This window comes from Vibrio sp. 10N.222.55.A1 (assembly GCF_041473835.1).
GTDB lineage: Bacteria > Pseudomonadota > Gammaproteobacteria > Enterobacterales > Vibrionaceae > Vibrio > Vibrio crassostreae_C.
In genome coordinates this window covers 177,128-198,554 of sequence record NZ_JBFRSX010000034.1, presented here as the reverse complement: position 1 = coordinate 198,554, position 21,427 = coordinate 177,128, and the positions used below count along the sequence as shown (strand labels likewise).

Here is a 21,427-nt window from a genome sequence, read left to right as displayed (position 1 = left end):
TCGCATCTCGCATCTCGCAGTATGTTACAAGCAATAAAAAGCCCCGCAAGCTTTCACTTGCGGGGCTTTTTTAGCTAATTGAGAAAAGGGCTAATTACTTACCAGCTTCTTTTTCTGCTTTAACTTTTGCAATCACTTCGTCAGCAACGTTAGTTGGACATGGTGCGTATTGTGCGAATTCCATAGAGAATTGGCCACGACCAGAAGTGATAGTACGTAGGTGACCGATGTAGCCGAACATCTCAGAAAGAGGTACGTCAGCTTTAATACGAACACCAGTAACGCCAGCTTGTTGATCTTTGATCATGCCACGACGACGGTTAAGGTCACCGATAACATCACCAACGTGATCGTCTGGAGTGAACACGTCAACGTTCATGATAGGCTCAAGAAGTTGCGCGCCAGCTTTAGGCATAGATTGACGGAATGCACCTTTCGCTGCGATTTCAAATGCGATAGCAGATGAATCGACTGCGTGGAAGCCACCATCGAACAGTTCAACTTCAACGTCTAGAGTTGGGAAGCCAGCTAGTACGCCGTTTTCCATCATAGATGCGAAGCCTTTCTCAACTGCAGGCCAGAATTCTTTAGGAACGTTACCGCCCACAACTACAGAGTTGAACTTGAAGCCAGAACCTGCTTCGCCTGGTTTGATACGGTAATCGATCTTACCGAATTGACCAGAACCACCAGATTGCTTCTTGTGCGTGTAGCTATCTTCAATTGCTTGAGTGATAGTTTCACGGTAAGCAACTTGAGGAGCACCTACAGTTAGGTCAACGCCGTATGTACGCTTAAGGATATCTACCTTGATGTCTAGGTGAAGTTCACCCATACCTTTCAGGATAGTTTCGCCAGTCTCTTCGTCAGTCTCAACTTGGAAAGATGGATCTTCTGCAACCATTTTACCGATAGCGATACCCATTTTCTCAGAACCGCCTTTATCTTTTGGAGATACAGCGATTGAGATTACTGGAGTTGGGAATACCATTGGCTCAAGCGTTACTTGGTGCTTAGGATCACATAGAGTGTGACCAGTTTGCACGTTCTTCATACCAACGATCGCAATGATGTCACCAGCTTGTGCGCTAGTTAGTTCGTTACGGTCATCAGCTTGCATCTCAACCATACGGCCAACACGTTCAGTCTTGCCAGTGAATGAGTTAAGAATCGTGTCACCTTTGTTCAGTTTACCAGAGTAAATACGAACGAAAGTTAGAGCACCGAAGCGGTCATCCATGATTTTGAATGCAAGCGCTTTGAAAGTCTCATCTGTAGAAACGATAGCGTGTTCGCCAGTTTCTTCACCGTTCTCATCCATTAGAGGTTGAGGATCAACTTCAGTTGGTGCTGGTAGGTAATCTACTACAGCATCAAGGATAAGTTGCATACCTTTGTTCTTGAACGCAGAACCACAGAACGTTGGGAAGAATGCGATATCACGAGTACCTTTACGGATACAACGCTTAACGTCTTCAATAGAAGGCTCTTCACCTTCCATGTAAGCTTCCATTAGGTCATCGTCTTGCTCTACAGCAGTTTCGATTAGCTCTTCACGGTATTGCTCAACGTCATCAACCATGTCCGCTGGAACATCTTTGATTTCGTAGTTTTCAGGAAGACCAGTGTCATCCCAAACGTATGCTTTACGGCTTAGTAGGTCTACAACACCAACGAACTCGTCTTCACGGCCGATTGGTAGAACCATTACTAGAGGAGTTGCACCTAGAACGTTTTTAACTTGGTCAACAACGTTGTAGAAGTCTGCACCCATACGGTCTAGTTTGTTAACGAAGATCAGACGAGATACTTCTGATTCGTTAGCGTAGCGCCAGTTAGTTTCTGATTGAGGTTCAACACCACCAGAACCACAGAATACACCGATACCGCCATCAAGAACTTTAAGAGAACGGTATACTTCAACTGTGAAGTCAACGTGTCCAGGAGTATCGATAACGTTTAGACGGTGATCGTTCCAAAAACAGCTTACAGCTGCTGATTGGATAGTAATACCGCGCTCAGCTTCCTGTTCCATGAAGTCAGTCGTTGATTCGCCATCATGTACTTCACCAGTCTTGTGGATTTGACCAGTTAGCTTAAGGATACGCTCAGTGGTAGTTGTTTTACCCGCATCAACGTGCGCGAAAATACCAATGTTTCTGTATTTCGATAAATCTGCCATTGTCTTACTCTGTTAATAGGATATAAAATGCGCGCAGAGTATATCACAATCTGTGAAGACTGATAGCTTTGCATGCATTTGGGACTAAAAAACTTTGCCTTTTTCTAACATATAGAAAAAGGCACTCAGTAGTAACAATCTAAATGATTGTTAATTATAGTGCTAACCTAAAGCCTAATCGGCGTTAAGGTTAGGCTGAATTGCTGCTGTATAGAGTAGCTGAAGTGAGTTCAATTACAACTCATCAAAAGCATTAATTGCTTCCGATAATTTTTTCACACCGTGGATCTGCATTCCTGGAATGCCACCTTTAGGCATGTTAGCCGCCGGTACAATCGCTTTCTTAAAGCCGTGTTTAAATGCTTCATTTAAACGCTCTTGTCCGCTCGGTACAGGTCGAATCTCACCCGCTAGGCCTACTTCTCCAAATACCACCACATCTTTTGGTAATGCGCGGTCTCTGAAACTAGAAAGTAGAGCCATCACCAACGCAAGATCAGCACTGGTTTCGGTTACTTTAACACCACCGACGACATTCACAAACACATCTTGGTCAGCCATTTGTAAGCCGCCGTGTTTATGCAGCACCGCTAATAACAAAGAAAGCCTGTTTTGCTCTAGGCCGACAGCGACGCGACGTGGGTTAGCCAGCTGTGAATAATCCACCAGCGCTTGGATTTCGACAAGAAGTGGACGCGTCCCTTCCCACACCACCATGACAGAACTGCCCGAGGTTTCTTCTTCACCACGAGACAAGAAGATAGCGGATGGGTTGCTGACTTCTTTTAGCCCTTGGCCTGTCATCGCAAACACACCCAGTTCATTCACTGCACCAAAACGGTTTTTGTGGCTGCGTAGCGTTCTAAAACGGCTATCGGTTCCGCCATCTAATAAAACAGAACAGTCAATAATGTGCTCAAGTACTTTTGGCCCTGCTAAGGTGCCGTCTTTAGTTACGTGTCCAACTAAGAACACAGCAACGTTATTCTGTTTTGCGTAGCGCGTTAATGCGGTTGCCGATTCACGAACCTGTGCAACACTGCCCGGAGAAGATTGAACATCCGCAACGTGCATAACTTGGATCGAGTCGATAACCATGATCTTAGGTTGTTCTTTTTCTGCAACCTGACAAATCTTATCCACGTTCGTTTCTGAGAGCATCTTTAGGTGCTCTTTTGGCAATCCAAGTCGAGACGCACGCATCGCGACTTGTTGCAGAGATTCTTCCCCGGTTACATAGAGAGTCGGTAATTGAGAAGAAAGCTGACACATGGTTTGTAATAGCAGCGTTGATTTACCGGCACCCGGGTTACCACCAATCAGGATCGCAGCACCCGGTACGACACCACCACCAAGTACGCGGTCTAGCTCTTTAAAGCCACTGCTAAAACGTGGGACTTCTTGCAGATCGATTTCTGACAGCGTTTGAACCGAAGATTCAGTTGCACCGCCCGCATAACCACTCAATCGTTCATTACGTGCGACCTGAGGTGAAGCGGCTAACCTAACTTCTGTAATCGTGTTCCAAGCACCACATGCATTGCACTGCCCCTGCCAACGTGGAAAATCGGCACCACAGTCATTACACACATAAGCTCGCTTTGCCTTCGCCATAAAACCTCAATAATTTACTCAATTACACAATGATGTTGTCAATTTGTGACTTATTTGACCGTACGGATGAAAATAAAAGTTGCAGTCATACCACTTATACTTAAAGATCGATTTAAACTAGTCGATAACATAAACGCACCGTCCATTCTAACAAGAAAAGTATGCAGCAATCTGAAATTCTATCTGTAGCAGAACGTTTAATCCCGGCTTACCACGCCGAAGATTTCGAATTCCTTCTTTCTCAAATGACAGAAGGGGAATCGCCGTCTCTGAAGCTGCTCGTTAAAATGGAACTGAATCGTATCATGGCTCCGTGTACAAAGAGCATTGATTTACGCGGGCGTATTGATAATGAGTGTCGTCAGTTCACTCTCGATGGCCGTAAGCACTGGCTCGATGATATCGCTTTAAACGCATATCAACGTGGTACGAAAAAGTTTAAAGGTTACACAGAAGGCGCATGGGAGTTAGTAATGACTCCGCGAACTCAGCCTCTGAGCGTTGTTAAAACATCTTCTCAAGGTAACCACGACATTACTAGCGCCAATAGCCCGTACGAAGCGGAAGCTATTAACCTAGGTTACGACTTAAAACGCCAAGAGAACAGACTCAAGATTAGCTCGCAGGTCGAGATCACCACATCGAAAGGGCAAAGCCTACATGGTGTAACGGTTGATATCTCCCCGTCGGGTGCAAAGTTCAAAGTACCGAGCGCCTTTCGATACAACCTCGGCGAGATCATCAGCGTTAAGTTCTCAGAGCTTATCGAAAAGTCCCAAGAAAACGATGTTAACCAAGCGGTTGAATTTCGTGTTTTGGGTATCGACGAATCTTATGAGAACAACGCGGTCAAATTTCTAAGAACCATCAAGGTAAGCGACAACAATATTGTGGCTCGCTTACTCGATGAGTCTTTAAATAGCACCAGTAAGAAAACCAGCCATGAGAATCAAGATAGGATTATTCGAACTCGTACTCGAGGAATCGAACATACCTATCTAAAGCATACTTGTAACCTACCCCTGTTTTTCAGCGGCAGCGAACTAAAGCTTGCCCTACTGACGGATAACAACCATCCATTATGGCAATATTGGCACGACGAACGAAATCAACAAGCGCTGGGTACCCTGTTCAACGAGCAACGTATGAACCTGTTGGCGAAACCAGGAGTGAAGGGAACCAGTAACGTTATCTACTCTTTTACCCATGAACACCAAAACAAGACCTTGTTCTATTCAATGATGCTGCCTGAAGCCTCTCGTGAACAAAGACAGCTGTTCTGGCACATCGGTGGCAAACGTAAAAGTTGGAAGGCGTTCAAGTTCTCGGTTTTCGAACTTTCAGACACTGAGCGACAAGCATTAGCTAAACACTCGGATACGCTGGCTCAAAGCTCAGCTCAACTGACGCATTGCGGAATCTTGCAAGAGATTGGCGATCACGAAAGTGCGGCGGACTATCTTCTGAGTGAAAAGCCACGCATTCCAAGCAGTGAATTGAACCGCTTCCGTCACCCGCGTACTGTCGTCGGCAATATTCAAAGCATCTACTTTGACTCTCAGACTCGTCGTAAAGAGCCGAGATACCAATTTAAGTCACCGTTGCAACTTACATCACAAGATGGCACAGCGGCGAACGGACACACCTTAGATATTTCGAAGCGTGGACTGAGCATTAGCCTTGAACACCCAATGGTACTCAAGATTAATGATCCGGTATTAGTGAACTTCAATGAACTGCAGCTCTATGACAAGAACCTGCCACTGAGCACAGTGCCTTACCACGTAATTCGAGTGAGTCCGAATGGTCGCAACGTGCAGTTGGTTATTGCCGAGAACGCCAAGACAATGCGTACCATCGCTTTCCTTAATGGGCTTATCGATCAAAACCAAAGTAAGCTGATTAAGAAGCAAGAGATACTGCCAACACATTCGCTACTCGAATCACTGCACAACATTTTGTTGAGCAAGATGGTCAGTAACCCAATATTCATTGATAAGCCAAGTTCAACGCTGCGCTGTAAGATCATTGGTGTGAATTTCCCACTGAATAAGCATCTAACGTTACTTGCTAAACTTGGTCACAACCAAAAGTTCTCACTCGAGCCAATCTTCAAGGGTCACACCAACTCACTGTTGGCTGAGCCACTAAAAAGAATTGAAGGTGCGGAGCCTAAGCATCATGACGTGTACATTGCTGCAGTGAAGTTTGGCGACAAAATCCAGTCGGTACACACCAAGTTGGTCAAAGACTTCGCCTCAGCAAAGGAACGCATCTTATTCATCAAGAAAGCGCAGCACTTAGGTGATGTGTATGTATTGCGAGTCACCACGGCACCTATCTTTAATCCGCTAACGAGTTTATTCCAGTCGGATTTAGAAGAGCTTTCACGCATCAGTATGCATCAAGCTAAGAAGCTAGAGAATGAGGTGACGGCGTTTATCGGTTATGGCGAGATAGAGGACATTACCGATGAAGTGCTGATTCGATTGGAGCTAACACGCTAGCCTCGAGTGGCGTATTAACTTAAGCATGAAAATTGAAAAAGCAGGCTGATAGCCTGCTTTTTTTGTGTCTGAGCCACTATTGCTAAATAAGATACATCGCCAATAGCACTTAGGTAGAGCCCCTAAGGTTTCGCTTGCCAGCTGATCTTCTGTTGCTTAGCCAATACACCCGACAAGATACACAGCACACCGCCTAAACCTGCGTAACGAACAGCAGTTTGAGCTTGCTGCTCTACTTTTGGTTTTGCGTGGTAGGCAATGCCTAAACCTGCAGAGCCCATCATCACCAAGTCATTGGCACCATCACCAACGGCAACGGTATTATGTAGTTCCAATTCGTACTCTTCAGCCAACTCTACCAAGATATCCGCTTTGGTCTGCGCCGAAACAACATCGCCTAAGACTTCACCCGTCAACTTACCGTTGACGATCTCAAGCGTGTTTGATTGAGCATGGTCTAGATCAAGGGTATCTTTCAGGTAGTCAGAGAAGTAAGTAAAACCGCCTGATGCAATCGCCGTTTTCCAGCCAAGCTTATTTAGAGTATTCACCAGCCCGACCAAGTCTGGCATGAATGGCAATGACTGACGCACTTGCTCTAATATCGATTCATCCGCACCTTTCAGTGCTCCTACTCGCTGGCGTAGGCTCTGTTCAAAGTCGAGCTCGCCTTGCATTGCTCGTTCTGTGATTTCAGAGACTAACTCTCCCACTCCAGCTAGCTTGGCAATCTCATCGATGCATTCAATTTGAATCGCTGTGGAATCCATATCCATCACGATCAAACCTGGCTTAGATAAGTCTGGGACCTCGCTAAGGCAAGCATAATCAAGCTTTAGCGCTTGGAGGATTTCTTCGTGTGCTGGCGTTAGATTGCCTGACATCAAAGCCACTTCATAATGCCCAACCTTCCACGTATCGAGGATGGTGTTGTAAGTGCCAGTGAAAAAGTCGATGTCATCGAAAGATTGTGGAGATAGGTACTCACCAAACACAATCCAATTGGCCTTGGATTTAGCGAGTTGAGAAGCGAAACGAGTCTCGGGGAGTCGAGTTAATAATGTCGTATGCCTTTTTATCGGCAGATATTTCTGAGCGTCCATGTGTATGATTCCTAATTAACTATGCTAAACGTTAACCTATTGCAATTTGAAAACGCAAGTCTCAATATGTCTTAATCATAACATTTGTTTATTTCAGGCTTCGTGAAACATGAATGAATCATTGTTCTCAATACGTAACGCTTTACGAATGCTAGCCCTCATTTTGTTGGCTACCATGTTCGTTGTAACGATTAAAAATACGGTCGTGATCAGTAAAGGTAACGAGAAGATCCAAGCAAAACAGTTGGAAACTCTTACCAAGCTGCTTATCTCTCAGGCATCACTTTCAGCCAGCAAGATGATCACGCAACAAGACCAAGAGCGATTGCTTGATCTGACTAACCAGCTATCTCAAGACCGACTGGTGTTCGATACCACCATCTATGATGCAGAGGGTATTCGACTGGCTTCGAGCGAAAAAGCCCTCTCGGTACGTGAGGTTCTTGGCTTAGATACACCACTTTCAACAGCAAGTATCGGCAGACAACAGTTAGTTGAACCTATTTATTCTCCAGAGAAAACGATCATCGGCTTTATTCGAGTGACTTTTGAAACCGGTAAGATGACGGCGATTTCTGATCACCACTACCGCAAAAGTGATCGCTACATGATCGGTATGGTGTTGATGGGGTTTGTGAGTGGCGTGTTGTTCATCATGCTGATTCGCAGAAGACCAACTAAGTCTGGTGAGAACTTACTATTGAAAAATGTAAGCTCATAAACACACTAGGCTGACAATAAATACTAGACTCAGAATAAATACAGCAATCCAATAAAAAGCCCCGACGCTCAGGCAGCAACGGGGCTTTTTGTTATCTGTTAACTTATCAAGCTAAGACAAATCAAGATTATTCTTGGTCACCAAGCAACACTGAGTCTAGTGCGATAACCATCATGTCGTTGAAAGTCGTTTGACGTTCATCTGATGTCGTTTGCTCACCAGTCTTGATGTGGTCAGAAACAGTACAGATCGTTAGAGCTTTTGCGCCGTATTCAGCACATACACCATAGATGCCAGCCGCTTCCATCTCTACGCCAACAATGCCGTATTTGTCCATTACTTCGAACATCTCTGGATCTGGCGTGTAGAACAGCTCAGCCGAGAACAGGTTACCGACTTTTACGCCGACACCGAGAGCTTTGGCTGCATCTTCTGCCGCGCGCACCATTTTGTAATCCGCAATCGCCGCAAAGTCATGATCTTTAAAGCGAATACGGTTCACTTTAGAGTCAGTACATGCGCCCATACCGATCACCACATCACGCACTTTGATATCTTCGCTCACTGCACCACAACTGCCCACACGAATGATCTTCTTCACACCAAAGTCTTTGATCAGCTCAGTCGCGTAAATAGAACAAGATGGAATGCCCATACCGTGTCCCATTACCGAAACCTTACGACCTTTGTAAGTACCGGTGTAACCAAACATGTTGCGAACGTCGCACACTTGAACCACTTCTTCTAAGAAGGTTTCAGCGATGTATTTAGCACGTAGCGGGTCACCTGGCATTAAAACTACGTCAGCGAAATCACCCATTTCAGCATTAATATGTGGAGTAGCCATTGAAAATATCCTTAATCTCAAAACAAAAAAAGAAGAGAGAGGTTTCCCTCTCTCTTCGTTAACTATTATAGAAAGCTTGTACCGTGTCCCATTGGCGATGTACCAAAGTATGACGCTAAGCTTTGACCGATATCAGCGAACGTATCGCGACGGCCTAAAGAACCGGCTGGAACCTTCTGACCGTAAACAATCACAGGGATGTGCTCACGAGTATGGTCTGTACCTGGCCATGTCGGATCACAACCGTGGTCAGCCGTTAGGATAAGCACATCATCTTCTTTCATCATATCGATGATTTCATTGATGCGACCATCGAAGTACTCAAGTGCCGCTGCATAACCAGCAACATCACGGCGGTGGCCGTAAGCTGAGTCGAAATCAACGAAGTTAGTGAACACGATAGTGTTGTCGCCTGCTTCATTGATCGCTTCTTTGGTTGCTTCAAATAGCGCAGGAATACCTGTTGCTTTGGTTTTCTGAGTGATGCCACAACCCGCGTAGATATCAGAGATCTTGCCGATTGAGTGAACGTTACCGCCCTTCTCATCAACCAACTTCTGAAGAATGGTGGCTGCAGGTGGCTCAACAGAAAGATCACGACGGTTACCAGTACGTTCGAATTGACCTTTACCTGGGCCAATGAACGGACGAGCGATAACACGACCAATGTTGTAGTCTTCTAGCTCTTCACGAGCAATCTGACAAAGGTCTAATAGGTTTTGCAGGCCGAATGTCTCTTCGTGACAAGCGATCTGGAAAACAGAATCTGCAGAAGTATAGAAGATAGGCAAGCCAGTCTTCATATGCTCTTCACCTAGGTTATCTAGGATTTCCGTGCCAGATGAGTGGCAGTTACCTAAGAAACCAGACAGGCCTGCACGCTCAAGGATGCGGTCAGTCAGTTCTTTTGGAAAGCTGTTCTCTTTGTCGGTGAAGTAGCCCCAGTCAAACAGTACAGGAACACCCGCAATTTCCCAGTGACCTGATGGCGTGTCTTTACCAGAAGACAGCTCAGCAGCGTGACCGTAAGCGCCAATGATCTCAGCGTCTGCATCCATACCAGGAGCAAAGCGACCTGTAGACTCTTTGTGAGCCATCGCTAGACCTAGCTTAGACAGGTTTGGCAATGTCAGTGAACCTTTACGATCTGCATTGTCTGCAAGACCTTGGTCACAATGATCTGCGATGTGGCCCATAGTGTCAGAACCTACATCACCAAATTTGTCTGCATCCGCTGTTTCACCGATACCGAATGAATCTAAAACTAAAATAAATGCTCTTTTCATTTTCTTCACCAACTTATTGCTCTTTGCACCAGAACTCTGTTTATCGGTATACGCGAGGCATACCGATAACGGTTATTTACACGTCTTCAGAACGAATCTGACGGTAAACGTCTGGCGTTGCTGTATATTCTCCGCCCACAGTGATTGCATTTTGTAATGCAGTTGCAGCTTCTTGCCACTGTTGTTCGTTGCGAGCATGAATCATTGCTAATGGCTTATCTTCACTTGCTACTTCACCTAGGCGAATGAAGTGATCAAAACCGACTGCGTAATCAATGCTGTCAGTTGCTACACGACGACCGCCGCCCATACCAACCACAGCCATACCAATTGCACGAGTATCCATTGCTGATACCACACCGCTTTCTAACGCGTACACTGGCTTAATAATGTCTGCTTTTTCTAGGTAGTTATCGTAGTTCATTACGAAATCAACTGGACCACCAAGGCCCGCTACCATTTTACCGAAGCACTCTGCTGCCTTACCGTTATCCAGTACTGCCATCAGTTTTTCGCGCGCTTCGTCTGAGTCTTTAGCTAGGTTACCGAGCACCAGCATTTCAGCACACGATGCTAGAGTGATCTCTAACAAGCGAGGGTTACGGTATTCACCCGTTAGGAACTGAACCGCTTCACGAACTTCTACTGCGTTACCCGCTGAAGAAGCCAGCACTTGGTTCATGTCCGTTAGGATTGCTGTTGTTTTAGTACCCGCACCGTTTGCTACTGCAACGATAGATTTCGCTAGCTCTTCAGATGCTTCGTAAGTCGGCATGAATGCGCCTGAACCTACTTTTACATCCATCACTAGAGAATCAAGGCCCGCAGCCAGTTTCTTAGATAGGATTGAAGCCGTGATCAGCGAGATGTTATCGACTGTTGCTGTGATATCACGAGTTGCGTAAACACGCTTGTCAGCAGGAGCTAGATCGCCTGTTTGACCGATGATAGCCACGCCAGCATCTTTCGTTACTTCACCGAACACATCGTTGGTTGGTGTAATGTTGTAACCCGGAATAGATTCCAGCTTGTCTAGCGTACCGCCAGTGTGGCCTAAACCACGACCAGAGATCATTGGAACGAAACCGCCACATGCTGCCACCATTGGGCCAAGCATCAGAGAAGTAACGTCGCCAACACCACCAGTAGAGTGTTTATCAACGATTGGGCCATCAAAGTTCATGTGGCTCCAGTCAATCACCATGCCTGAATCACGCATTGCACACGTTAGTGCGATACGTTCTGGCATCGTCATTTCATTAAAAAAGATAGCCATTGCGAATGCGGCAATTTGGCCTTCAGAAACCGTGTTCTTAGCCACACCTTGAATGAAGAAGTTAATTTCTTCAGCTGTTAGGACTTCACCGTCACGTTTTCTGCGAATAATTTCTTGAGGTAGATACATTAGTGCCTCCCAAACTCTAGTGAGTATGGTTTGTAGGGAAAAGAGGTAATATGGAGTGGCTTGACGCCACTCCATCAAACAGACTTATTATGTTCAATACTCTAAATATTTGGCGTTGCAGTTAGGCGACCAGTGAGTTCATTCCTATGAGCATAGAGGCTCTATGTGATTAGGAGGAACTTACGCAGTCAACAACGCTGCGGTGTCAAATATGACGAGTAAATTAGTATGCTGCTGGATCAGCAGTCTGGTCTGTCACTTCTAATGTATTAAGAAGGTTAGTTAGTAGGCTTGAAGCACCAAAACGGTAGTGCATGTTGTCTGCCCACTCAGCGCCTAGTAGCTCATCAGCCATTGCTAGGTATAGTGCTGCATCTTCAGCAGTACGTACGCCACCAGCTGGTTTGAAACCAACTGTTTTAGCAACGCCCATGTCACGGATAACTTCAAGCATCATGCGCGCGTACTCTGGAGTCGCGTTTACTGGCACTTTACCTGTTGAAGTTTTGATGAAGTCTGCACCTGCTTCGATACAGATTTGAGAAGCTTTCTTGATTAGTGCTTCTTCTTTCAGTTCACCTGTTTCGATGATCACTTTAAGCGTGATGTCACCACAAGCTGCTTTACACTGTTTAACTAGCTCAAAGCCAACTTCTTCGTTGCCAGCAATAAGAGCACGGTATGGGAATACTACGTCAACTTCGTCTGCGCCGTACGCTACCGCTGCTTTTGTTTCTGCAACAGCAATTTCGATGTCGTCATTACCATGAGGGAAGTTAGTTACAGTCGCAATGCGTACTTCTGGAGTACCTTGCTCACGCAACGCTTTCTTAGCTGCTGGGATAAAGCGAGGGTAAATACAGATTGCAGCGGTGTTGCCTACTGCAGTCTTCGCGTCATGACAAAGCGCCACTACTTTTTCAGTAGTATCGTCGTCATTTAGCGTAGTTAGGTCCATAAGTTTAAGTGCACGTAGAGCTGCTGCTTTTAAATCGCTCATTTCTATCTCCGATCAATATATTCAAATAGTTAACTACTTCGCCCTCCATCCAGTATAGATGGATATTTTAGTAATGCTCAGTAGCCACAAATGAACGGACTTGGTTCCCTGAAGACTTGATAACTTTCGCTACCAATTGCAATCCTTGTCACCGCACAGTACCAGTTTGGTCTATGGCACAACAAATCAGTCATGTTGTGTCTAACATCTATAGCGTATCGCTAATTTTGGCTTAATCCCAGAAAAATAACGTTCGAGTTGATTTCGAGGTTACTTTCTTGCCAACAGAGACATCCTATCCCTTTAGCTTATACATTATAGGTATCCATCAATAAATTGTAGTGCTCCTTAGAACGCAAACGGTTTGTATCTCAAAAAAACATTCTAGACCCTACATCGAATCTAAGCATAAGCGCGTGCATATACTAAAAACGGCAGGCCTAAAAACAAAAAAGCCCCGCAGCAATTTCTTGCTACGGGGCGATATTATTATGGCGTCTATATATCGATTTCTAACTAATTAGAAAGACAGGAAGAAGCCAGCAATTGTTGCTGCCATCAGGTTAGATAGAGTACCAGCAATTACCGCTTTAACACCCATACGTGCGATGTCGTGGCGACGGCTTGGTGCAATACCACCTAGACCACCTAGAAGAATCGCAATTGAAGAAAGGTTTGCGAAACCACATAGTGCGAATGCGATGATAGCTTGAGTCTTCTCAGACATCACTTGACCAGTTGCTGCAACAACTTGAGCGTTTTCACCAACGTATGGTACGAAGTTTAGGTATGCAACGAATTCGTTAACAACTGTCTTCTGACCAATGAAAGAACCAGCGATAGTTGCTTCTTCCCATGGAACACCAATGATGAATGCTAGCGGTGCGAAGATCCAACCTAGAAGAAGTTCTAGAGTTAGGTTTTCCATACCGAACCAACCACCGATGCCACCTAGGATACCGTTGATTAGAGCAATTAGACCGATGAATGCTAGTAGCATTGCACCAACGTTAAGTGCTAGTTGTAGACCAACTGATGCGCCACCTGCTGCTGCGTCGATAACGTTAGCTGGTTTGTCATCGCCACCGTCCATTTCGTCAGCGATGTTGTCGTCTGGCGTATCTGTTTCAGGCTTGATGATTTTAGCGAATAGTAGACCACCTGGTGCTGCCATGAATGATGCTGCTACAAGGTACTCTAGAGGTACACCCATAGATGCGTAACCCGCTAGTACACCACCAGCTACAGAAGCCAAACCACCACACATTACTGCGAATAGTTCAGAGTTAGTCATTTTAGGAACAAATGGACGAACAACTAGAGGTGCTTCAGTTTGACCAACGAAGATGTTTGCTGCTGCAGACATAGACTCGGCGCGAGAAGTACCTAGAGCTTTCTGAAGACCACCACCAAGAACTTTGATTACAATTTGCATAACACCAATGTAGTAAAGTACAGAGATAAGTGCAGAGAAGAAAATCAGAGTTGGTAGTACTTGGAAAGCAAAGATGAAACCGATACCGTCAACTGAGAAGTTAACTAGGCTGCCGAATAGGAAACCAGTACCGTCTTTACCGTAGTCGATCACGTTTGCTACACCAGCAGAGAAACCTGCAAGTAGATCACGACCCCAAGGGATGTAAAGTACGAATGCACCAAGTGCGAATTGGATAGCGAAAGCGCCACCCACTGTTCTTAGATTAATAGCTTTGCGGTTGTCAGATAGTAGTACTGCGATTGCGATCAGTGCAACCATTCCGACTAGGCTCATAAACAGGCTCATAGTTTATGACTTCCTTATTAGTTATTTATTGGCGTGTTACAAAATGGGGCTATAAAGCGGAGGCAATTATACTCATGCGACCACTAATAAAGTAATGCCGTCCTCACACTTTCGTAGAAGATTCATGTACCATTCACACGCAAATGTGACCCAAATCACAAGCTCAGTGCAATTTACGCAAACGATAAACAAAAACCTTCGATTTTATTCACATATACCGAATGCGCGATGGCTATTTTGCCAAATTTGCGCTGCAATCGATTGCTTTGGCTCTTTTCTAAGCAAAAAAAGTTCATTTAAGATCGTAACTAAATATTTGGAATGATTAACATTTCCTTGGTTTCCATACATGGGCATGTCCGGAGCATCCGTTTCCAATACCAGACATTCAAGGGGCAATTTTGCGATGGTTGTGCGTGTTTTTTGCGCTCTTGGGTAAGTTATCGTTCCACCGACGCCAATATAGAAACCGAGCTTGATCCACGCCAAAGCTTGCTGTTCACTCCCAGAAAAACCGTGAATCACACCACCTAAGGTGAACTTATGCTGCTTTATTAGCTCGATAAGTCGGTTGTAAGACTTCCTCTCATGGATGATTAAAGGCAGGTCAAACTCCTTCGCAAGCTCCATTTGTTGGATGAAAAAGCGCTCTTGTTTCTCTCGTTCAACGTCCACAAAAAAGTCGAGCCCGCACTCACCTATCGCGACACATTGGCTGTTTTTTGAAGCGAGTAATTGGCGAAGTTCCGAAAATTGTTCGTCATTGGCCGGTTCTAAAAAGTAAGGATGGAAGCCTAATGCATAGTAAATATTGGGGTGAGATTGAGCGATTTCATCGAGCTTCCTCCAGTTACGTTGGCCGATAGAAGGGATGATTAACTTCTCGACTTGCGCTTGTTTCGCTTCTTTAAGATAGCCATCAATAGTTTGATCAGGTGTAAAACCTTGCTCAAACGCCTCAAAATCCGCGTGGCAATGAGTATCAAACAGCGGAAAGTCACTTATTTGCTGTGTCATTTTCCCTACTCTCCATTTGTTTCCCTTGAGGATCACGACGATAAGCAACACAACTGCGCTTGTTCTCAGGCGTTAAGCCAAGCTCTTCACACCACTTATCATATCTTTTAACCCAAGTTTTTATCCAACCCAACATACTTACCTCAAGTCTCAACCTAAAAAGCGCAAATGCATAAATTAGATTTATACATCAACACTAGCTGGCTATATTGTTGAAAATCTCACCACAGCGAATAATAAACGCACTTGCCAAGGAGGCATTGATAGCAAGACGCTCCATTCAATAACGAGATCCTACTTTATGAAAGCATCACTCTTAGCCATATCAATTTCTAGCGTATTAGCAGCACCTGCTTTTGCTTCTGCACCTCAAGTTGACGTAGAACTAGCAAACCAACAAACACTTCAACTTATTGACGAGCAGATGAACGCTATCGATGCGTCTGTTCAGTATAAGTTAAACGAACAATACGCGAATGCAACTCCAGGCACGACAGCCACAATCGATGACGTCACTTACGAAAAACAATCTAACGGTACTTGGGCTGCAGTTGGTGCCGCTTCTGCTGCATTGGTTGCAGGGCTTTTGAGCACGTCGTCTAGTTCCAATAGCGACAATGATGTGGATTATCTCCCACAACACCCAGACGTTGATGTTGACGCTACACCTCGTTGGTCTCCAGATTTCGGTGAAGACCGTCCTGAAATGGAAGAGCGTGACCTGACAGTTAAGATCATTAACGGCGAAATCCACATTATCGACGAAAACACCAGTGAGTGGGTAGGTACTGTACAACGCAAGGATGGTGAGATCATTTTCCGTGGCAACGGAGACTTCGAAAAAACTCTAGTAAAAGTTGAAGGTGACCTAGAAGCTAACGGCAGTGCAGCCATCGTTAAAGGTAATGGCGAATGGTTAGCAACTGTTGAGCGTGTGGATAGTGGTTTTGAGATAACTAGTGGCAAGGGAACTATTGTAATTGATAGCCCACGACCTGCTCTCCCAGCCTCTCCAGAGCACCCAGATATGGACTTTGATGATACACCTCGTTGGTCTCCAGATTTCGGTGAAGACCGCCCCGAGATGGAAGAGCGTGACCTGACAGTTAAGATCATTAACGGCGAAATCCACATTATCGACGAAAACACCAGCGAGTGGGTAGGTACTGTACAACGCAAAGATGGCGAGCTCGTATTTATTGGCAACGGTGACTTTGAAAAAACACTACTTCGTGTGGAAGGCGATGTTACTTCTGACCAATTCTCTTTAGTCAAAGGCAACGGTCAATGGGTTGCGACTGTTTCAAAAATAGATGACGGTGTACGTATTCAAACAAAGAATCACGATCATGTGTTTGATGGTTCAAACATCGACCGTAGCAAGCTTCAATCTATCGACCCAACTAAACTACAGAAAGCTAAATCCGCTATTCAACAACGTTTACGCGGCTAAAATTCAACCTGAGTTGAACCCGCTCACCCGATAATAGTGAACGCTATTATCGGGTGTTTTTACTCACTAGCTAAGGAAAGCGATTCGGAATTTGAATATGAAACGCCTTCTATTAATACTTGCTTTGACTTTCCCTTTTTACTCGTCTGCAAATGACACCCTTATTGAATCTATTGAGCGTTTTACAGATATCTTTTCCGTCAGCTTATCTCAAAGCCCAGACAATGATAAGACAGTCGCCACACTTGATATAAACTATCAAATCAATGATAAATTGCGTGTTTTTGGAGAGGTTGATACTCAAGACTATTGGCAAGCAGGGTTGGGATATTCATTCTGGCAAGGGGACACGTACTACACTGAAAACACCGTAAAAGTCAGCGAACATGAGATCACAACAGGCATTTTTGTTGCTAAGTTGATTCATGAAAATTGGACACTGCTTGGCGATATCAACTACAACTATATGGACAGAGATTTCGATGCTTGTCTTCCAAACTTATGCATGGAATATAAAACCTCTGACACATTCGATTATAGTGCAGGCGCTCTGTGGAGCCCGATTCAATATGCTGACTTTCTTTACAAATTCAACCAAGAAATCGGATTCAAAAAAGATACCCAAGACTTTTATATTAAAGATGAGACTACTACGAGATCTAGACATATCAGAAATGAAACTAGGACCAACATTCATTATCACGAAGTAGCTGTATTCTTTAACTTGAAGTACGTAAAACCGTCCGTTACCTATACCATATACCCTGAAACCAAAAACTATGTGGAATTCGGTTTAGCCTTCGATTTCTAGCTATTTAATAACTGTTTAAGCTCATCTCGTAACTCTTGATGTTGCCCATTAGTTTGATACTTCTTGTGATAGAAAAACTCAAACTCCACGGGACGCATTGAGAATGGAGGCTCATGAATTTGTAAGCCAATGATTTTTGCTAAATGGATCATGCTAACCGGAACAGCTGCAATATAGTCAGTCCCTTTTACCGCCAATATCAAGTTAGTGATGTTTCTTACTTCGATAGCAACATCACGAGTAAAGCTCTTTTCGGAAAGAAAGTCGACTATTTGAGTATCTTGGCGAAGTAACTTCAAGGTTACATGCCGTGCTTCAAGAAACTCATCCATCGAAATCTTCTCACCAAATTGACTGTTTTCAGGATCACTCATAAGAAGCAATCTATCAGTAGTTGCAAATTCAGACGCTAAACTTGACTGTTTAGGTAAACCAGTATCGACCACTAAATCTACTCGATTGAGTCGGATATCCTCGACAACATTCTCTACAGAAATTGGGGATTCAACTAACTGAACACCATTGAGCATGGGCATTTTGTGGAGCAGATTCGCAGGCATATAAACCGTAAAATCACGCTTTCTTGATACTGCACCTTCCATCAACTCTAAAGCATCAGATAATTGACCAGCCAGTTTGTGAGACATTGACGTTGGTTCTATTGAACGCCCTACTCTTACGAACAACGCATAGCCTACCACCGCTTCAAACCTCTTGATTGCAGCACTAACCGCAGGTTGAGTTAGCTCTAACGATTCAGCCGCTTTGGTTATCGATCTTTGTTGATATACAGAGAGGAATGGCTTTACTAAATTGAGATCAAACACGCTTTACTCCATCAAAACGGTGTACTCTTAGTGTAACAAAAAAGCCGAATGCTAGAAGCAATTCGGCTTTAATATTATCCAACAATGTTATGTAGAACTGTCGCTATTAGTGCTCGCGCGTCGCTCGGAATTGAACTTCAGGGAAACGTTCAGAAGCTAGGTTCAAGTTCACCATAGTTGGTGCGATGTAAGACAGGTTGTCACCGCCATCTAGCGCAAGGTTAGATTGGTTCTTACGTTTGAATTCTTCTAGTTTCTTAGCGTCATCACATTCAACCCAGCGAGCTGTTGCAACGTTAACACCTTCGTAGATAGCTTCTACGTTGTATTCCGCTTTCAAGCGCGCTACAACCACGTCGAACTGAAGCACACCAACCGCACCAACGATCAGGTCGTTGTTTTGCATAGGACGGAATACTTGTACTGCGCCCTCTTCTGAAAGCTGAACTAATCCTTTTAGAAGTTGCTTCTGCTTCAGTGGATCGCGTAGACGGATACGACGGAATAGCTCAGGTGCGAAGTTAGGAATACCAGCGAACTTAAGGCTCTCACCTTGAGTAAAGGTATCACCAATCTGGATAGTACCGTGGTTATGTAGACCGATAATATCACCCGCGTATGCTTTTTCAGCACGTGCACGGTCACCCGCCATAAAGGTTACCGCATCAGAGATACTTACACTCTTGCCTGTACGAACATGGTTCATCTTCATACCTTGGTTGTAAGTACCCGAAACGATACGCATGAATGCGATACGGTCACGGTGTTTAGGGTCCATGTTTGCTTGGATCTTAAATACGAAACCAGAGAACTTCTCTTCTGTCGCTTCAACATCACGCTCGTTCGCTTGACGCGTTTGAGGTGCTGGAGCCCATTTCGTTAGACCATCAAGCATGTGGTCAACACCAAAGTTACCCAATGCAGTACCGAAGTAAACCGGCGTTAGTTCACCCGCTAGGAATAATTCATGGTCAAACTCAGGACAAGCACCGATAACAAGCTCTAGCTCTTCACGTACGCTTTCCGCAAGATCAGCACCTACTGCTTCATCTAGCTCAGGGTTATCTAGACCTTTGATGATACGAACTTCTTGGATCTCGTGGCCGTGGCCAGATTCATACAAGATCGTTTCATCACGGTGAATGTGGTAAACACCTTTAAACTCTTTACCGCAACCAATTGGCCATGAGATTGGAGCACAAGCCATACCTAGCTCGCTCTCTACTTCATCAAGCACTTCCATTGGGTCACGAACGTCACGGTCAAGTTTGTTCATAAACGTTACGATTGGCGTATCACGCAGACGTGTTACTTCCATTAGTTTACGAGTACGATCCTCGACACCTTTCGCAGCATCGATAACCATCAAACATGAATCAACCGCTGTTAGCGTACGGTACGTATCTTCCGAGAAATCTTCGTGTCCTGGAGTATCTAGTAGGTTTACTAGGCAATCATTGTATGGGAATTGCATTACCGACGTAGTTACCGAGATACCACGTTCTTTTTCCATCTCCATCCAGTCAGATTTAGCGTGCTGGTTAGAGCCACGGCCTTTTACGGTACCCGCTTTTTGAATCGCGTTTCCGAATAAAAGAACTTTTTCAGTAATCGTGGTTTTACCCGCATCCGGGTGAGAGATAATCGCAAACGTTCTACGTTTGCTCACTTCTTGTTGGAAAGACATAGTCGCCCTTTGCTGATCTAAAGCGTAAAAAGGGCAAGTAGATAATACTTGCCCTTGAATTCTGTGTGCGGATTATACAGAAAGCGTATCACTTTCTAAAGGGTCAGTTTACACCCTATTTTTTGGCTAATTTTGTGATTAGCTATCTAGTTAGCGAAAAGACGTAACATGACTAGCTAAAAGACATAAAAAGATAGCTCATAATGATGGCATCTTCGTTGCCTTGTTTAGTTGGATAATAGTTACGACGGCGATCAACTTCGTTGAAGCCTGCCTTTTCGTAAAGATTAAACGCGTTCACATTACTTTCGCGAACTTCTAGCCAAGCACTTTCCGCGTCAGCTTGCTCACACATATCAAGGAAATGTTCCGTTAACGCTTTTCCATACCCTTTGCCTTGCTGGCTTGGGTCTACCGCGATATTAAGCAATGTGACTTCGCCAACGATGTTTTGCGCGAAGAAATAGCCCACCACTTGTCCATCAACTTCAAGGACATGATGACAAGCGCCTCGGCTATCAAGATCTCGGATCATATTTTCAGACCAAGGGTAAGAATGCGCGGCCTGCTCTATCTTCCAAATGGCGTCTAGGTGTTGTTGTGAAGTCGGTAAAAATTGATTAGTCATAAGCACAAATTTGTTGCCATAAGTCGCGGCGGTGTTGGTTGTTACCGTTAATGTCAGACAGTAATGGCGATTGAAGTGTTTTAGCCTTCAGCTCTTGAGCCGACTCACAACCAGCAAACCATATCCACTCAACCGAACCTAAATCCACAGTAGACAAGTGTTGCGGTTGAAGGTGTAAAGCCTGAGATAAGTCGAGCTTGATACTTTTGAGTACTCGCTCAAACATCACGGCGAGATCTTCCTGAGGTTTTTCAGGCGAAACCAACAGTAACTTGCAATCGCTCGAGAGCGGAGTCAATTCAGATTCATAACCTGCTAAACGCTCTGGGTGACTTAGTTCCCATTGGCTAATGCCCATCTCATGTAGGTATTGCGCGTGTGTTTGTGACATATCTAGCGGTAGTAACCTTAAGTTTATTGGAGCCAAAGTTTATTGAAACCAGAAGTTTGTTAGAACTAGTTTTGTGAAAGCTGCCTCTATTGAAAGAGCGCTTATTAGAGCAGGGCTGATACTAACAAAAAATAAAGGAGCATCAAGCTCCTTTATTTAGACTAA

Annotated in this window: 18 protein-coding genes; 4 read left to right on the top strand and 14 right to left on the bottom strand. The window is 44.6% G+C overall.

Features of this window, described 5'->3' with window-relative positions; genetic code table 11:
• Positions 1–94 precede the first annotated feature (94 nt).
• Both fusA and radA read right to left on the bottom strand, forming a co-directional pair.
• A complete protein-coding gene (fusA, locus tag AB4493_RS11435; protein ID WP_017058825.1) occupies positions 95–2,182 on the bottom strand; it encodes an elongation factor G in 2,088 nt (695 codons plus the stop codon).
• Between the two features lie 234 nt (positions 2,183–2,416).
• A complete protein-coding gene (radA, locus tag AB4493_RS11430; RefSeq protein WP_017063288.1) occupies positions 2,417–3,796 on the bottom strand; it encodes a DNA repair protein RadA in 1,380 nt (459 codons plus the stop codon).
• A 161-nt stretch (positions 3,797–3,957) separates the two neighbouring features.
• On the opposite strand from radA, the gene AB4493_RS11425 reads away from it, so the two are divergent.
• Positions 3,958–6,303 carry a PilZ domain-containing protein gene (locus tag AB4493_RS11425; protein WP_017058827.1) on the top strand — a complete coding sequence of 782 codons (2,346 nt, stop codon included), beginning with the start codon at positions 3,958–3,960 and terminating at the stop codon, positions 6,301–6,303.
• A gap of 122 nt (positions 6,304–6,425) precedes the next feature.
• On the opposite strand, the gene serB is transcribed toward AB4493_RS11425, so the two are convergent.
• Positions 6,426–7,406: a phosphoserine phosphatase gene (gene serB / locus AB4493_RS11420; RefSeq protein WP_017058828.1), complete on the bottom strand. Its 981-nt coding sequence runs from the start codon at positions 7,404–7,406 to the stop codon at positions 6,426–6,428.
• Between the two features lie 109 nt (positions 7,407–7,515).
• Here serB and AB4493_RS11415 point away from each other — a divergent pair, with 109 nt between their 5' ends.
• Positions 7,516–8,127, top strand: coding sequence for a YtjB family periplasmic protein (locus AB4493_RS11415; RefSeq protein WP_076655999.1), 612 nt, complete (start codon positions 7,516–7,518; stop codon positions 8,125–8,127).
• A gap of 127 nt (positions 8,128–8,254) precedes the next feature.
• On the opposite strand, the gene deoD is transcribed toward AB4493_RS11415, so the two are convergent.
• The 7 genes from deoD to AB4493_RS11380 all read right to left on the bottom strand — a co-directional run bounded on the left by deoD (position 8,255) and on the right by AB4493_RS11380 (position 15,601).
• The gene (gene deoD, locus AB4493_RS11410) at positions 8,255–8,974 is read right to left on the bottom strand and encodes a purine-nucleoside phosphorylase (protein ID WP_017063285.1); all 720 of its coding nucleotides are present in this window, start codon (positions 8,972–8,974) and stop codon (positions 8,255–8,257) included.
• A gap of 65 nt (positions 8,975–9,039) precedes the next feature.
• On the bottom strand, positions 9,040–10,260 hold the full coding sequence (locus AB4493_RS11405; RefSeq protein WP_017068223.1) for a phosphopentomutase: 1,221 nt from the start codon (positions 10,258–10,260) through the stop codon (positions 9,040–9,042).
• A 76-nt stretch (positions 10,261–10,336) separates the two neighbouring features.
• Positions 10,337–11,665, bottom strand: coding sequence for a thymidine phosphorylase (gene deoA / locus AB4493_RS11400; RefSeq protein ID WP_017063283.1), 1,329 nt, complete (start codon positions 11,663–11,665; stop codon positions 10,337–10,339).
• 223 nt (positions 11,666–11,888) lie between these two features.
• On the bottom strand, positions 11,889–12,665 hold the full coding sequence (gene deoC / locus AB4493_RS11395; protein WP_010436196.1) for a deoxyribose-phosphate aldolase: 777 nt from the start codon (positions 12,663–12,665) through the stop codon (positions 11,889–11,891).
• A gap of 520 nt (positions 12,666–13,185) precedes the next feature.
• Positions 13,186–14,448, bottom strand: coding sequence for a NupC/NupG family nucleoside CNT transporter (locus tag AB4493_RS11390; RefSeq protein ID WP_017058833.1), 1,263 nt, complete (start codon positions 14,446–14,448; stop codon positions 13,186–13,188).
• A 204-nt stretch (positions 14,449–14,652) separates the two neighbouring features.
• The gene (locus AB4493_RS11385; RefSeq protein WP_102319908.1) at positions 14,653–15,465 is read right to left on the bottom strand and encodes a TatD family hydrolase; all 813 of its coding nucleotides are present in this window, start codon (positions 15,463–15,465) and stop codon (positions 14,653–14,655) included.
• Entirely contained in the window at positions 15,446–15,601 is a 156-nt protein-coding gene (locus AB4493_RS11380) for a DUF5363 family protein (RefSeq protein WP_017066983.1), read from the bottom strand. The genes AB4493_RS11385 and AB4493_RS11380 overlap by 20 nt, the downstream gene beginning before the upstream one ends.
• A gap of 165 nt (positions 15,602–15,766) precedes the next feature.
• Here AB4493_RS11380 and AB4493_RS11375 point away from each other — a divergent pair, with 165 nt between their 5' ends.
• Together AB4493_RS11375 and AB4493_RS11370 are read left to right on the top strand one after the other, a co-directional pair.
• Complete coding sequence (locus AB4493_RS11375; protein WP_372154986.1) at positions 15,767–16,918, top strand: hypothetical protein; 1,152 nt, start codon at positions 15,767–15,769, stop codon at positions 16,916–16,918.
• A gap of 97 nt (positions 16,919–17,015) precedes the next feature.
• Positions 17,016–17,729 (top strand): hypothetical protein, encoded by a 714-nt coding sequence (locus tag AB4493_RS11370; RefSeq protein WP_372111984.1) that lies wholly within the window; start codon positions 17,016–17,018, stop codon positions 17,727–17,729.
• Here the strand turns inward: AB4493_RS11370 and AB4493_RS11365 are convergent.
• From AB4493_RS11365 to AB4493_RS11350, 4 genes are all read right to left on the bottom strand, one after another.
• Positions 17,726–18,556, bottom strand: coding sequence for a LysR family transcriptional regulator (locus tag AB4493_RS11365; protein ID WP_136989294.1), 831 nt, complete (start codon positions 18,554–18,556; stop codon positions 17,726–17,728). The two genes, AB4493_RS11370 and AB4493_RS11365, sit on opposite strands and share 4 nt — an antisense overlap.
• 106 nt (positions 18,557–18,662) lie before the next feature.
• Entirely contained in the window at positions 18,663–20,243 is a 1,581-nt protein-coding gene (gene prfC, locus AB4493_RS11360) for a peptide chain release factor 3 (RefSeq protein ID WP_017059244.1), read from the bottom strand.
• Positions 20,244–20,415: 172 nt separating this feature from the next.
• Entirely contained in the window at positions 20,416–20,871 is a 456-nt protein-coding gene (rimI, locus tag AB4493_RS11355; RefSeq protein WP_372154985.1) for a ribosomal protein S18-alanine N-acetyltransferase, read from the bottom strand.
• Positions 20,864–21,262 (bottom strand): DNA polymerase III subunit psi, encoded by a 399-nt coding sequence (locus tag AB4493_RS11350; protein ID WP_017063280.1) that lies wholly within the window; start codon positions 21,260–21,262, stop codon positions 20,864–20,866. The genes rimI and AB4493_RS11350 overlap by 8 nt, the downstream gene beginning before the upstream one ends.
• Positions 21,263–21,427: the final 165 nt, after the last annotated feature.